The organism is Saccharopolyspora sp. NPDC049426 (assembly GCF_040676935.1).
Lineage (GTDB): Bacteria > Actinomycetota > Actinomycetes > Mycobacteriales > Pseudonocardiaceae > Saccharopolyspora.
This window is the reverse complement of record NZ_JBFAPZ010000001.1, coordinates 224,718-238,629: the sequence shown is the minus strand read 5'-3', so window position 1 is coordinate 238,629 and position 13,912 is coordinate 224,718. Positions and strand designations below refer to the sequence as shown.

Here is a 13,912-nt window from a genome sequence, read left to right as displayed (position 1 = left end):
ACACGCTACTGCATTACCCGACGTAGCCCTGTGTCACCCAATTCAGCGACAACACAAAGATTCTTACGCGCGGGTGGTTACGCGTCTACTGAGGACACTCGATTCTCGCCGATTTCAACTGAGAATCGCAGTTCCGCCGACCATTGAAATCCGCCGGGAGAACACCCGCAACTCCAGCGCCGAGCTTCAGAAATTCGCGGTGAGACGACGGCCCGAGATCAGCCGCCAACGCGCGCGCCAGCCCGTCCAGACCCGCCTTCGCCACCGGATGACCGACATCAAAAGTCGAGGTCAACACCTCGCGACGACCTGCCGCTGTCGGGCATCGGTGCCAGGCTGACGGGATGGATGCGAAAGACTTCGACTGGCCCCAGGTCCTCCGGGAGCAGTGGGAGTGGCACTGGACCAACCTGATCCGGCCGCGCCTGGAAGGCCTGACCGACGACGAGTACTTCTGGTCCCCGGTACCCGACGCCTGGAGCGTCCGGCCGCGCGGCACCTCGAACGCGCAGATCCAGGCAGGCGCCGGGAACTTCACGATCGACTACGGCTTCCCCGCTCCGGAACCGGCCCCGTTCACCACGATCGCCTGGCGCCTCGGGCACGTCATCGTCGGCGTGCTCGCCACCCGCAGCGCCGCGCACTTCGGCGCGCCCGAGGCGACCTACGAGTCCTGGGAGTACGCGGGTGACGCGGCCACCGCGCTCGGCCAGCTCGAAACCCAACTCGACGTCTGGCTCACCGGACTGCACCACCTCACCGAAGCCCAGCTCCGCCAACCCGTCGGCGACAAGGAGCCCTACCCGACGGCACCCATGGCAGAGCTGGTCCTGCACATCAACCGCGAACTCATCCACCACCTCTCCGAGGTCTGCCTCATCCGAGACCTCTACGCCCACAGCTAGAGCGCCGCGAAACCCGGTGATCACGCCCGACCACCGAGGTCTCCCGCACCCGGTCTCGGTGCCGGAGAACCCCGGAATACCGCCGTAATCCGGGACCCGAATACTGCGGTAATCCGGGTTGGTGAGGTCAGGCTGCGGAGACGGGGTCGCGGACGGTGTGGAGGAGGACCGAGACCTCGGGAGCTGCGGCTACTCCTGGGCCATGTCGACGAAGCGGCTGTAGTGGAGCTGGTGGGCGACGGTGATCGTCGCGGTGGGACCTGCACGGTGCTTGGCGACCATGAGGTCCGCTTCGCCCATGCGGGGGTCGTCTCGCTCGAAGGCGTCGGGTCGGTGGATCAGGATGACCATGTCCGCGTCCTGCTCCAGGGAACCCGACTCACGGAGGTCCGACAGCTGCGGCTTCTTGTCCGTTCGCTGCTCCGGACCACGGTTGAGCTGGGAGATCGCGATCAGCGGGACTTCGAGCTCCTTCGCCAGCAGCTTGAGGTTTCGGGAGAACTCCGAGACCTCCTGCTGACGGGACTCGACGCGCTTGCCCGAGGTCATCAGCTGCATGTAGTCCACGACGATGAGCTGGATGTCGTGGCGCTGCTTGAGACGCCGCGCCTTGGCCCGGATCTCCATCATCGTGAGGTTCGGCGAGTCGTCGACGAAGATCGGCGCTTCGCTGATCTCGCTCATCCGCCGGGCCAGCCGGGTCCAGTCGTCGTCGGTCATGCGGCCACCGCGCATGTCGCCCAGGCGGATGCGCGCCTCGGCCGAGAGCATGCGCATCACGATCTCGGTGCGCCCCATCTCCAGCGAGAAGATGACGCTCGCCAAACCGTGCTTCACCGACGCTGACCTGGCGAAATCCAGTCCCAGAGTCGATTTGCCCACGCCAGGTCGCGCCGCGACGATGATCATCTGGCCTGCGTGGAGGCCGTTGGTGAGGGCGTCGAGGTCGGCGAAGCCGGTGGGGATGCCCTGGGACTCCCCGCCCCGGGACGCGATCGCGTCGATCTCGTCCATCGTGGGCTGGAGGAGTTCCTCCAGGGCGTGGTAGTCCTCGCTGGCCTTGCGCTCGGTGACGTCGTAGATCGACGCCTGGGCGCGGTCCACGACCTCCTCGATCGCCGCGCCCTCCGAGCCGTGGTAGCCCAGCTGGACGATGCGGGTGCCCGCCTCCACGAGGCGGCGCAGGATCGCCTTCTCCGAGACGATCTCCGCGTAGTAGCCGGCGTTCGCGGCCGTGGGGACCGTGGCGATCAGGGTGTGCAGGTACGGGGCGCCGCCGACCTTGACCAGCTCCTGGCGGCGCTCCAGCTCCGCGGAAACCGTGATCGCGTCCGCCGGTTCACCCCTGCCGTAGAGGTCCAGGATGCAGTCGTAGATGGCCTGGTGCGCGGGCCGGTAGAAGTCGTTCGGGCTCAGCGCCTCGACGACGTCGGCGATCGCGTCCTTGCTCAGCATCATTCCGCCGAGCACGGACTGCTCGGCCGCGAGGTCCTGCGGAGGCTGGCGCTCGAACGTGCTGGCGCCGCCGGGTGCACCCCCACCGTTGTCCGCGAAGTACGGGTCGTCGTCCCGATCGTCGGGAACCGTCACCGGACCCCGTCACCTCCTCCGGCCAGCAGCCTGTCGTCCGTGCACACCACGGCGACCGAAACCTCTCGCACGCACCCACGCCGTCATCGGGACACCGAGACGGACCGTAGGCACAAGCGCACGCGCGCGAAGCTAGATCGCCCGCATAGAGCAGGCAACTCAAGTTGTGGACAAACCTCGGGACAACCTGTGGATAGATTGAAACGAGCTGGGGATAACTCCGGACAGCGTTCCGCGCCACTGGGGACAACTTGGGGACAAGTAGCCTTGATCGACTAGAAACCCCAGTTCAGAGCCTGCGTACAGGCTGTGGAAGAAATCCGTGGAAAACTCCCGGCGTGTCGCCACCATCGGCGTGTCGCAATCAACAGCGGTGGGTGATCCAAGAGAGATCATCGTGACCGCCAGTGCACGGCCGGGACACGGCATCGTCCACCCCGTCACACGAATGCCGGAGTGGACGATGCCGTTTGAAGAATCCGGTACTACCGGGTCACTGCTCGCCGGTCACCTGGACGTTGACGTTGGCCGTCACGTCGGGGTGCAGCTGCACGTCGACGACGTGCTTGCCCAGCGACTTGATGTGGCCGCGCAGCGAGACCGAACGCTTGTCGAGGTTCGGGCCACCGGCCTTGCGGACCGCGGCGACGACGTCGCCGCTGGTGATCGAGCCGAACAGCTTGCCCTGCGAGGAGACCTTGGCGGTCAGCGTGACCGCGTCCAGGTTCTGCAGCTGCTGCTTGAGCTCGTGGGCGTGCTCCAGGTTCCGCACGCGGCGGTTCTCCTGGACGCGACGGATCGTCTCGACCTGCTTCTGCGCACCCTTGGTGGCCACGATGGCCAGGTTGCGGGGCAGCAGGTAGTTCCGCGCGTAACCGTCCTTGACCTCGACGATGTCGCCGGACTCGCCGAGGCCGGACACGTCAGCGGTGAGGATGATCTTCATGACGTGACTCCTTTCTCAGATCAGCGAGCGGTCGAGGTGTAGGGCAGCAGGGCCATCTCACGCGCGTTCTTCACCGCGATGGCGACGTCGCGCTGGTGCTGGCTGCAGTTGCCGGTGACCCGGCGGGCACGGATCTTGCCGCGGTCGGAAATGTACTTCCGAAGCAGCGTCGTGTCCTTGTAGTCGATCAGCGTGGCCTTGTCCTTGCAGAACACGCAGACCTTCTTCTTCGGCTTGCGCACAGGCGCCTTGGCCATTGGTCTTCCTCCTGAACGAAAAACTTCCTAAGCGTTAGCTGCGGCGAGCGTCAGAACGGCGGCTCGTCGCTGAAGCCGCCGCCGGAACCTGCCGGCGGGGCCGAACCCCACGGGTCGTCGGCCGGCGGACCGGCCGGGGCGCTTCCGCCGCCACCACCGAAACCGCCGCCGCCACCACGGCTGACCTTGTTGACCTTGGCGGTGGCGTAGCGCAGCGACGGACCGATCTCATCGACCTCGAGCTCGACGACCGTGCGCTTCTCGCCTTCCTTGGTCTCGAAGGACCGCTGGCGCAGCCGGCCCTGCACGACCACCCGCATGCCCCGGGTCAGCGTCTCGGCCACGTTCTCCGCAGCCTGCCGCCAGATGTTGCAGCGCAGGAACAGCGCCTCGCCGTCCTTCCACTCGCCGCTCTGGCGGTCGAAGGTCCGCGGGGTGGACGCGACGGTGAAGTTCGCGACCGCAGCACCGGACGGGGTGAAGCGCAGCTCCGGATCGGCGGTCAGGTTGCCGACCACCGTGATTACCGTTTCACCAGCCATGACCTGGGGACTCCAGTCTGGTCGTTAGCGGGTACGGGCCTGGATCAGGCAGACGCCTTGGCGGCACGGGCCTTGGCGGCGCGCGCGACCTTGCGGGGCTCAACGATCTTCCGCTGGACCTTGGTCCGCAGGATCGACTCGTTGAGGTTCAGCTGACGGTCCAGCTCCTTGATGGTGGCCGGCTCGCCGTTGAGGTCCAGGACGACGTAGATGCCCTCGGAGTTCTTGTTGATCTCGAAGGACAGCCGACGACGGCCCCAGACATCGACCTTCTCGACGGTGCCACCGTCGTTGCGGACGACGTTGAGGAAGTTCTCCAAGGACGGAGCGACGGTGCGCTCGTCCAGGCTCGGGTCCAGGATGACCATGAGCTCATAGTGACGCATGAAGACCATTCACCTCCTGTGGACTCACGGCCACGGACTTTCCGTGGCAGGAGGGTCGTTCGCGTCAACGAACCAGGCAACGGTAGCAAGGGCCCCTGACGCTGCTGCGATTGGCCCGCTCAGCGGTACCCACCACCGAAGAGAGCGCCGAAGGCGCCCCACGCCCAGGCGGCACCCCAACCACCGTCAGGCAAGCGACGAAGTCGCTTTCTCACTGCCCCACCTGATCAACCGGCACCGCCGCGGGTTCTGACACGTCTTCTGGGGAGGACAGCCGCAGCGCCGCGTATCGACATACTCAAGTCGCGGATCCCGGAGCCAGAAGGCGTGTCAGGTTCCGCCACCCGCACCGCTGAGCAGCAAGAGCACAGCGAAAAAACCCAGTTCAGTGGCGTCGGAGGACCCAGGCTCGGACTAGCGCAGCGGTCACCACCGCGAGGGAGACGGCGGCGATGAGGACCGGGAGGGCGACTCGCTCGGAGACCTCGGTGGGGAGGGCTTCGGCCTGGCCGGCCGCGCGGATCTCGTCCTGCTCGTCCTGGACGCGCTGCCGTTCCTGAGCCTGTCGTGCCAGGTCACCGACGTTGGGCGCCATGCCCGGCACCTGGCCGTAGCGGGCCTGGGCCCACGGCAGCGAGGAGCCGCGCAGGCTCGGCGGCAGCATGCTGACCGCGGCCGGAGCACCGTTGGCGCTGGGCATGCTCGGCACCGGGCTGGTGGACGGCGCGGACGGCGGCGGCCCGGCGGGAGCGGGTGCCGGGGTCTGCGACGAGGGAGGCGTCTGCGACGGCTGCTCGGGCGGTGGTTCCTGCGAGGGCGGGGGCGGAGGCGGCTCTTCCTCGGGCTCCGGCACGTTGACCGTGATCGAGTTCCCGAGGCTGACGAGGTTGGTGAAGTGGAAGCGGACGGCCTCCACCTTGTCCTCCGGCAGGCCGAGTTCGCTCAGGCGCGGTGTCGCGGCCTGGGCGATCTCGCGGCCGGAGTAGGAGTTGGCGCCGGGTTCGGCGGTGCCCAGCGCGATGGGGCTGCCCGAGGCGAACTGCTCGGAGGCGTCGGACGCGGGGCCGAAGGCCAGCGGCATGGCCAGCAGGACGGCCTGGTTGAGCTTGAAGTCCAGCGTCTTGGGCAGCACGGAGATCGGCTGGCCGATCTCACCGGAGACGATGGCGATGGGCTGGTCGACGACCAGCGGCTCAGCGGCGGCGGCCGTTCCCGCGCCGAGGCAGCTTCCCGCCAGGAGCACCAGACCTGCGGCACCAGCCGACACGGTGCGGCGGAGCGCGTTCGGTTTGATCAGTGGGTTGGGGTTACCCCAGGTACCCATGGCTCGCCTCCCCGCGAACGGCTCCGGATCGACAGTCACTGTCTCAAAGCTCCTAACGCGCGAGTACCGCCGTTGGTTGCGGCCATCCGGCAAATCCGTTGATGTTCCACAGTGTGGAACACCCCGGTGCGCCCCGGTTCCCGGGTTCGGACGGTGTGGACGAATAGACTGCGTGCCATGCGTATCGGCGCCCATGTTCGCGATGACGACCCGCTGACCGCGGCCGCTGAGCGCGGCGCGGAGGTGGTGCAGTTCTTCCTGTCCGACCCGCAGGGGTGGAAGGCGCCGAAGCCGCATCCGCAGGCAGAACAGCTGCGGGGCAGCGACGTCGCCGTTTTCATCCACGCACCTTATGTGATCAACGTGGCTTCGTTGAACAACCGGATCCGCATCCCGTCGCGGAAGTCGGTCGTGCAGCAGGCGAAGGCCGCTGCGGAGGTCGGTGCGCAGGGCTTGATCGTGCACGGCGGGCACGTCACGAAGGACGACGATCCGGCCGAGGGCATCGCGAACTGGCGCAAGCTGTTCGAGCGGCAGGCCGACGAGGGCGGCTTCGAGGTGCCGATCCTGATCGAGAACACCGCGGGCGGCGCGAACGCGATGGCCCGGCGGTTCGACGTGCTGGCCCGGTTGTGGGACGCGGTGGGCGAGTTCGGTGCGGGGTTCTGCCTGGACACCTGCCACGCGCACGCGGCGGGCGAGGAGTTGCTCGACGTGGTGGACCGGGTCAAGGCGATCACCGGCCGGATCGATCTGGTGCACCTCAACGACTCGCGTGACGAGTTCGGTTCGTCGCGGGACCGGCACGCCAACATCGGTTCGGGCAACATCGACCCTGAGCTCCTGGTGGGCGTGGTGTCGAGGGCCGGTGCGCCGGTGGTGGTCGAGACCCCGGACGAGGGGCAGGCCGCCGACATCGAATTCCTCCGCTCGAAGGCGAGCTGAACGGCTGTTTCCCGGCTGGTCCGGGTGAGAGGAGCCCGGTATCAAGGTCGCGCGGGGCTTGACGATGTCGGCGTTAGCGGTGTTGTGCCTGCTGACGGCCGTGACGTTGGCGTTGGGGTACGCGAACAAGGCGCGTTGCACGGGTCCGGAGTTCAACGAGTGGGGCCGCTCGGTGCCGGACTACCAGACGCGGTCCTACCGGGACGTCTGCTACTCCGACATCCAGAACCTGTGGGTGGGCCGGGACATCGACCGGCACGTCTTCCCGTACGTGAACGGGGGCATCGACGAGGACGGCTCGCTGTGGGGCGGTGTCGTGGAGTACCCGGTGCTGACCGGGGTGCTGATCTGGGCCGGAGCGTTGTTCGTGAACACCGATGCCGGGTTCCTGCTGTCGTCGGCGCTGCTGATGGCGCCGTTCGGGCTCGCGGTGGCGTGGTGGCTGGGGCGGTTGAGCCGCTGGCGGGCGCTGCTGTGGGCGATCGGGCCGCCGTTGGTCCTCTACGCGGATCACAACTGGGATCTGCCGGTGGTGGCGAGCGCGGTGGCGGCGGTGTTCGTGATGCACCGCTGGCGCGCGTCGTTGGCGCGTCGGTCCACCGTGGCCGCGGTGCTGCTGGGGCTGGGTTTCGCGTTGAAGCTGTATCCGGCGATCTTCGTGCTGCCGTTGATGCTGTACGTGTTCACCGAGGGCGGCCGGGACTGGCGGGGTGCGTTGCGGGTGGCCGGGTCGGCTGCGGCGACGGGCCTGCTGGTCAACGTTCCGTTCGCGTTGGCGGGTTTTCAGGGCTGGGCGGCGTCGTTCGAGTTCCAGTCGCGGCGTCAGGTGGATTTGAGCACGAACTCGGTGTGGTATTGGGGTTTCCGGGGCTGGACCGGGGACGACGGTTTCCAGGCCGCGATGGGCATCGTCTCGCCGGGGCTGATGCTGGTGTCGTTCGCGTTGGCGTGCTGGATCGGCTGGTTGCGGTTCGAGAGGACCGGGACCTATCCGTGGGTGCAGGTTTCGGCGGCGATGCTGTGCGGCTTCCTGCTGCTGCACAAGGTTCATTCGCCGCAGTACGCGTTGTGGTTGTTGCCGTTCTTCGTGCTGGTGCAGGTGCGCTGGGGGTGGATCGCGGCCTACCTGGTGGCGGACTTCGCGATGTGCACGGGCATCTTCCGCTGGCTGCACCTGAACAACGAGGGGATTCCGAGCGGTGTGCACGACGGTTTCACGGCGCAGGCGTTGATGATCGGGGTCTGGGGCCGGGCCGCGCTGCTGGTGGGGCTGTTCGTGGCTTTCCTGTCGGCCCGCACGACCATCGACGAGCGGAGGTCGGGCGGCGAGGTGTCGGCTGAGACCTCGCGGCACCGCGTCAGAAGCCTCGGCTGAGACCGGGTGGACGTGAGAAGGGACCCGCGGCTGCGCGCCGCGGGTCCCTCGCTCTGAGGGGTCCTATCAGAAGACGGACTCGTCGAGCTCCATGAGGGAGTTGTCGGCGGCCTCGATGATCTTGCGGCGACCGGTGAGCTCGGGCAGGACGTTCTTGGCGAAGAAGCGGGCGACCGCGACCTTGCCCTGGTAGAACGACTCGTCCTTGCCGGCGCCGGCGTCGAGCGCGGCGAGCGCGATCTCGGCCTGCTGCAGCAGCTTCCAGCCGATGAGCAGGTCGCCGACCGACATCAGGAACGACACGGCGTGCTGGCCGACCTTGTAGATGTTCTTGATGTCCTCCTGTGCGGAGGTCAGGAACTCGAACAGCGTTCCGAGCTGGCCCTGGACGTCGCCGAGGGCGCGGGTGAGCAGCTCGCGCTCTTCCTTGAGGCGCTCGTCGGCGTCGGTGGCCTCCAGCGTCTTCTGGATCTCGGCCGCGAGGTGGCCGATGGCCGCGCCCTGGTTGCGGACGATCTTGCGGAAGAAGAAGTCCTGCGCCTGGATCGCGGTGGTGCCCTCGTAGAGGCTGTCGATCTTGGCGTCGCGGATGTACTGCTCGATCGGGTAGTCCTGCAGGTAGCCGGAGCCACCGAGGGTCTGCAGCGAGTGCGTGAGCATCTCGTAGGCCCGCTCGGAGCCGACGCCCTTGACGATGGGCAGGAGCAGGTCGTTCACGGCCTCGGCGAGGGTGACGTCGCTGCCCTCTTGCTTGCCCTGGGTGATCTGGTCCTGGTAGTCGGCGGTGTAGAGGTAGATGGCGCGCAGGCCCTCGGCGTAGGCCTTCTGCAGCATCAGGGCGCGGCGCACGTCGGGGTGGTTGGTGATGGTGACGCGCGGGGCGGTCTTGTCGGTGCTGCGCGTGAGGTCCGCGCCCTGGACGCGCTCCTTGGCGTAGTCGAGGGCGTTGAGGTAGCCGGTCGACAGGGTGGCGATGGCCTTGGTGCCGACCATCATCCGCGCGTACTCGATGACCTGGAACATCTGCGCGATGCCGTCGTGGACCTCGCCGAGCAGCCAGCCCTTGGCCGGGGTGCCGTGCTGGCCGAAGGTGACCTCGCAGGTGGCGGAGGCGTTGAGGCCCATCTTGTGCTCGACGTTGGTGACGAAGGCGCCGTTGCGGTCGCCCGGCGCACCGGTCTCGCCGTCGAAGTGGAACTTGGGCACCAGGAACAGGCTCAGGCCCTTGGTGCCGGGCTTGGCCTCGATGCCGGGTCCCTCGGGGCGGGCGAGCACCAGGTGCATGATGTTCTCGGTCATGTCCTGGTCGGCGGAGGTGATGAAGCGCTTGACGCCGTCGAGGTGCCAGCTGCCGTCTTCCTGCTGCACGGCCTTGGTGCGGCCGGCGCCGACGTCAGAACCGGCGTCGGGCTCGGTGAGGACCATGGTGGCGCCCCAGCCGCGCTCGATCATGAGGTCGGCCCACTTCTTCTGCTCCTCGGTGCCGTTCTTCCAGAGGATCGTCGCGAAGTTCGGGCCCGCCATGTACATGTAGACCGGCGGGTTGGCGCCCAGGATCAGTTCGGCGGCCGACCAGGTGACGGTCGGGGGGATTCCGTAGCCGCCCAGCTCGTCCGGCAGGCCGAGGCGCCACCACTCACCGTCCATGACCTGCTGGTAGGACTTCTTGAAGGACTCCGGCAGGGTTACCGAGTGGGTGGTCGGGTCGAAGTGCGCGGGAGTGCGGTCACCTTCGACGAAGGACTCGGCGAGCGGCCCGGTGGCCAGTTCGTTGAGTTCGGAAAGCACGCCGCGAACGGTGTCCTGGTCGGACTGCTCGAAGGCGCCCTTGCCCAGTCGTTCCTGCACCTTGAGGACCTCGAAGAGGTTGAACTCGAGGTCTCGGACGTTGCTCTTGTAGTGGCCCATCGAAGGCTCCCTCTTGCACGCTGCTGCGGGTGGGCCCGGCTACGAGCCCTTACTCGTCGGTAACAAGAAGGGTATTACCTGGCGGTAACTTCTGTCGAGGCGACCTGTGCCACCCTCCCCTCGCACCCCTCCTGACCTGCTTTCCCTTCCGCAAAATTCCCGCGTCGCGATAAATTCGAAGGCGGCCTGTCACCCCTGCGCCCTACAGTGGGCGATCCGGACATCACTCTGGGGGTACAGATGACCGCCGTACGCGCGGAGGCCCTGGTCAAGAGCTTCGGCTCCACCCGAGCTCTGAACGGGATCGACCTCGAAGTGCCCAGCGGCGAAGTGCTCGGGCTGCTGGGCCCCAACGGAGCGGGCAAGACGACCACGGTCCGCATCCTGACCACGCTGTTACGGCCGGACTCGGGCCGCGCGTTCGTCGCCGGGCACGACGTGCTCGCCGACCCGCACGCCGTGCGCCGGTCGATCGGCCTGTCCGGTCAGTACGCCGCGGTCGACGAGAACCTGACCGGCTACGAGAACCTCTACATGGTCGGCCGCCTCTACGGGATGTCCCGCTCGAACGCCTCCGCGCGAGCCCGGCAGCTCATCGACCGCTTCAAGCTCGACGACGCGGCCGACCGGCCCTCCAAGGGCTACTCCGGCGGCATGCGCCGACGGCTGGACCTCGCCGGGGCGCTGGTCGCCGCGCCACCCGTGGTGGTCCTCGACGAGCCCACCACCGGGCTCGACCCGCGCGGCCGGATGGACACCTGGGAGGTCATCGGCGAGCTCGTCGCCGACGGGACCACGGTCCTGCTGACCACCCAGTACCTGGAGGAGGCCGACCAGCTGGCCGACTCCATCGCGGTCATCGACCACGGCGAGGTCATCGCCAGCGGCACCGCCGACCAGCTCAAGTCCCGCGTCGGCGGCGAGCGCCTGCAGCTGATCGCGCAGGACGCCGCCGACCTGCCCGCGGTGGCCAGGGTACTGCGCGAGGTCGGCGTGGCCGAACCGCAGGTGGAGGTGGCGCTGCGGCGCGTCACGGTGGCCGTGGAGACCGGGCCGAAGGCCCTGATCGAGGCGTTGCGGCGGCTCGACGCCGACAGCGTCGCGGTCAACGACGTCGGGCTGCACCGGCCGACGCTGGACGACGTGTTCCTGGGTCTGACCGGACGGCACGCCGAGGAGGAGCAGGGATGAACGCGCTGGCGGTGAGCCTCCGCGACAGCAACGTCGTGGCGTGGCGGAACCTGATGAACATCAAGCGCAACCCCGATCTGCTGCTGGCCAGCACGGCGCAGCCGATCATGTTCGTGCTGATGTTCGCCTACGTCTTCGGCGGCAGCCTCGGCGGCGAGGCGTACCGGGAGTTCCTGATCGCCGGGATCTTCGTGCAGACCGTGGCGTTCAACAGCTCCTTCACCGTGATCGGCCTGGCCAACGACCTGCAGAAGGGCATGATGGACCGGTTCCGGTCGCTGCCGATGTCACGGGTGGCCGTGCTGCTCGGGCGCACCAGCTCCGACCTGCTGGTCAGCGTGCTGACCGTGGTGATCATGTCGTTGTGCGGGCTGATCGTCGGCTGGCGGATCCGGGGCAGCCTCCTCGACGCTCTGCTGGCCTTCGGCCTCCTGCTGCTGTTCTCGTTCGCGATGTCGTGGGTGGGGGCATTCATCGGCCTGGTGGCGCGCAGCGTCGAGGTCGCGCAGAGCGCGGGTCTGCTGTGGATGTTCCCGGTGACGTTCGTGTCCTCGGCCTTCGTGCCCGCGGAATCGATGCCCGGTCCGCTGCGGACCTTCGCGGAGTGGAATCCGATCACGGTCTACTCGGACGCGTTGCGTCAGCTCTACGGCAACCCGCTGCGGGTGACCGGTCCGCCTCCGGACAGCTGGCCGGCGCAGCACGCGGTGCTGTACTCGGTGGTGTCGGCGCTGGTGATCCTGGCGATCTTCATCCCGCTCGCGGTGGCTCGCTACCGTCGCGTGGCGAGTCGATGAAAGATCCTTCAGGATGTCCACGGGGGACGTCCCCGAGCGCTGCCCAGAAAACGCGTTTCTCCTGGTAGGAGCGCACTTCGCGGTTAACTCCTTGGTGTGAACGACACCGGACTCGCGCAGATGTTGAGCGTTTTTCACTCAATCAGCCCGCACTATCTGCCCGTCTCCGAGATACGCGCCACGGACCGCGAGGTGGGTTATGCGCCGAACGAACGTCAACTACGCCGCCGCAGTGATCGCTTGCACGTCGGCACTGCTCGCCGGGTGCGGCAACGCCCCCGAGGGCATGCCGGCGATGCCCGGGGCTCCGCAGGCGGGCCAGGCCCAGCCGGGCGCCGAGCAGCAGCCTCCGAACGGTGAGCAGCCGGGCGGGATGGGCGCCGGTGAGCAGGGCGGCGACCAGGCCAAGGCTCAACTCCAGGGACAGCTCGACCAGCTCAACCAGAGCTCACCGATCACCTTCGACCCGGACAGCAGCGAGCTCACCGGCCAGAGCAAGGAGACGGTCACCAAGGCCGCCGACATGCTCAAGTCCGCTCCGCAGGAGCTGAAGTTCCAGGTCGCGGGCTTCACCGCGGCCGGGACGAGCTCCAGCCAGGACAGCAAGGAGCTGTCGCAGGCTCGCGCCCAGGCGGTCGTCGACCAGCTGACGCAGGCCGGGGTACCGGCCGAGCGCATGCAGGCCACCGGCGAGGGCGACGCGGGCGGTGACCCGGCCGCGTCCCGCAAGGTCGAGATCAAGATCCAGTAAGCGGTTCCACCAGCGGGGCGGCCGGGAATCGGCCGCCCCGCTTCTCGTGCGCGCGCCAGGTGAGAGTTCGGTCGCGATCGGTGCTGGTCAGGGCAACCGGCCGGTACTCTCTGCGGGAGCAGTCACGGAGGTGTCGATGGCTTCTCCCACCGAGGTGCGGACGGTCCGCGAACCAGCGGGCAAAGCTGCCTTCGCAATCCCGTGGGACGTGCTGGCCGCGGTCGCCGGCGGCGGCGCGATCGGATCGGTCCTGCGCTGGTCGACGAGCCTGGTGTGGCCGGGCCCGGTTTCGACGTTCCTGGTCAACGCGCTGGGCTGCCTGGCCATCGGCGTGCTGATGTGCGTGATCACCGAGCTGGCCACCCCGCACCGCCTGCTGCGACCGCTCCTGGGCGTGGGCGTGCTCGGCGGGTTCACCACGTTCTCCACCTACGTCACCGACGCGCTGCGGCTGGCGCTCTCCGCACCGCTGGCGGCGCTGGGTTACCTGCTGGCCACGGTGCTGTGCTGCCTGCTCGCGGTGTTCGTCGGCGTGATCGCCACCCGGGCGGTGGCGCGGGGACTGCGACGGGAGGCCGCGTGACGCTCCTGCTCGTCGCGCTCGGCGGCGCCACCGGGGCGAGCCTGCGCTTCCTGACCGACCGCTGGGTCCAAGCGCGGCACGACACCGGGTTCCCGTGGGGGACGCTGGTGGTCAACGCGGTCGGTTCGCTGATCCTCGGCTTCCTCGCCGGGGCCGCGCTGTTCGGCGCGTCCGTGCCGGTGCTGCAGACCGCGCTGGGCGTGGGTCTGTGCGGCGCGCTGACGACGTTCAGCACCTTCGGTTACGAGAGCGTGCGGCTGCTGACCGGCGGTCAGCGGCTGTTCGGTCTGCTCAACGTGGTCGGATCGGTGCTGGTGGGGCTGGGTTCGGGCGTGCTCGGCGTCGTGCTGGCCGCCTCGATCTGGCACTGACCGCGGGAAACAGCACCCGAACGGGGGATCACGACACGAGT

The 13,912-nt window shown here is 68.0% G+C and carries 15 protein-coding genes; 8 read left to right on the top strand and 7 right to left on the bottom strand.

Annotated features, from left to right (window positions below; genetic code table 11):
- Window positions 1-344: 344 nt before the first annotated feature.
- Complete coding sequence (locus AB0J78_RS01060) at window positions 345-905, top strand: DinB family protein (RefSeq protein WP_363785608.1); 561 nt, start codon at window positions 345-347, stop codon at window positions 903-905.
- A gap of 189 nt (window positions 906-1,094) precedes the next feature.
- On the opposite strand, the gene dnaB is transcribed toward AB0J78_RS01060, so the two are convergent.
- The 6 genes from dnaB to AB0J78_RS01030 form a co-directional block, all read right to left on the bottom strand.
- Entirely contained in the window at window positions 1,095-2,495 is a 1,401-nt protein-coding gene (gene dnaB, locus AB0J78_RS01055) for a replicative DNA helicase (protein ID WP_132621872.1), read from the bottom strand.
- Between the two features lie 493 nt (window positions 2,496-2,988).
- Window positions 2,989-3,441, bottom strand: a complete 453-nt coding sequence (rplI, locus tag AB0J78_RS01050) for a 50S ribosomal protein L9 (RefSeq protein ID WP_132672016.1) — start codon at window positions 3,439-3,441, stop codon at window positions 2,989-2,991.
- Between the two features lie 20 nt (window positions 3,442-3,461).
- Window positions 3,462-3,698 carry a 30S ribosomal protein S18 gene (gene rpsR, locus AB0J78_RS01045; RefSeq protein ID WP_093419808.1) on the bottom strand — a complete coding sequence of 79 codons (237 nt, stop codon included), beginning with the start codon at window positions 3,696-3,698 and terminating at the stop codon, window positions 3,462-3,464.
- A gap of 50 nt (window positions 3,699-3,748) precedes the next feature.
- Window positions 3,749-4,240, bottom strand: coding sequence for a single-stranded DNA-binding protein (locus tag AB0J78_RS01040; RefSeq protein WP_132672017.1), 492 nt, complete (start codon window positions 4,238-4,240; stop codon window positions 3,749-3,751).
- A gap of 44 nt (window positions 4,241-4,284) precedes the next feature.
- On the bottom strand, window positions 4,285-4,626 hold the full coding sequence (gene rpsF, locus AB0J78_RS01035) for a 30S ribosomal protein S6 (RefSeq protein WP_132621878.1): 342 nt from the start codon (window positions 4,624-4,626) through the stop codon (window positions 4,285-4,287).
- Between the two features lie 385 nt (window positions 4,627-5,011).
- Window positions 5,012-5,950: a hypothetical protein gene (locus AB0J78_RS01030; protein WP_363785604.1), complete on the bottom strand. Its 939-nt coding sequence runs from the start codon at window positions 5,948-5,950 to the stop codon at window positions 5,012-5,014.
- A 177-nt stretch (window positions 5,951-6,127) separates the two neighbouring features.
- On the opposite strand from AB0J78_RS01030, the gene AB0J78_RS01025 reads away from it, so the two are divergent.
- Window positions 6,128-6,895, top strand: a complete 768-nt coding sequence (locus AB0J78_RS01025) for a deoxyribonuclease IV (RefSeq protein WP_363785601.1) — start codon at window positions 6,128-6,130, stop codon at window positions 6,893-6,895.
- A gap of 64 nt (window positions 6,896-6,959) precedes the next feature.
- Window positions 6,960-8,270: a glycosyltransferase 87 family protein gene (locus AB0J78_RS01020; protein WP_363785598.1), complete on the top strand. Its 1,311-nt coding sequence runs from the start codon at window positions 6,960-6,962 to the stop codon at window positions 8,268-8,270.
- A 66-nt stretch (window positions 8,271-8,336) separates the two neighbouring features.
- Here the strand turns inward: AB0J78_RS01020 and AB0J78_RS01015 are convergent, their stop codons facing one another.
- The gene (locus tag AB0J78_RS01015; protein ID WP_363785596.1) at window positions 8,337-10,178 is read right to left on the bottom strand and encodes an acyl-CoA dehydrogenase; all 1,842 of its coding nucleotides are present in this window, start codon (window positions 10,176-10,178) and stop codon (window positions 8,337-8,339) included.
- A 240-nt stretch (window positions 10,179-10,418) separates the two neighbouring features.
- Between AB0J78_RS01015 and AB0J78_RS01010 the strand changes: the two genes are divergently transcribed.
- The 5 genes from AB0J78_RS01010 to crcB all read left to right on the top strand — a co-directional run bounded on the left by AB0J78_RS01010 (window position 10,419) and on the right by crcB (window position 13,871).
- Window positions 10,419-11,369, top strand: coding sequence for an ATP-binding cassette domain-containing protein (locus AB0J78_RS01010; protein ID WP_363785594.1), 951 nt, complete (start codon window positions 10,419-10,421; stop codon window positions 11,367-11,369).
- Window positions 11,366-12,166: an ABC transporter permease gene (locus AB0J78_RS01005; RefSeq protein ID WP_363785591.1), complete on the top strand. Its 801-nt coding sequence runs from the start codon at window positions 11,366-11,368 to the stop codon at window positions 12,164-12,166. Before AB0J78_RS01010 ends, AB0J78_RS01005 begins: the two co-directional genes overlap by 4 nt.
- Window positions 12,167-12,365: 199 nt before the next feature.
- A complete protein-coding gene (locus AB0J78_RS01000; RefSeq protein WP_363785589.1) occupies window positions 12,366-12,917 on the top strand; it encodes an OmpA family protein in 552 nt (183 codons plus the stop codon).
- Between the two features lie 136 nt (window positions 12,918-13,053).
- A complete protein-coding gene (locus AB0J78_RS00995; RefSeq protein ID WP_363785587.1) occupies window positions 13,054-13,500 on the top strand; it encodes a CrcB family protein in 447 nt (148 codons plus the stop codon).
- Entirely contained in the window at window positions 13,497-13,871 is a 375-nt protein-coding gene (gene crcB, locus AB0J78_RS00990; RefSeq protein ID WP_363785585.1) for a fluoride efflux transporter CrcB, read from the top strand. The genes AB0J78_RS00995 and crcB overlap by 4 nt, the downstream gene beginning before the upstream one ends.
- Window positions 13,872-13,912 lie beyond the last annotated feature (41 nt).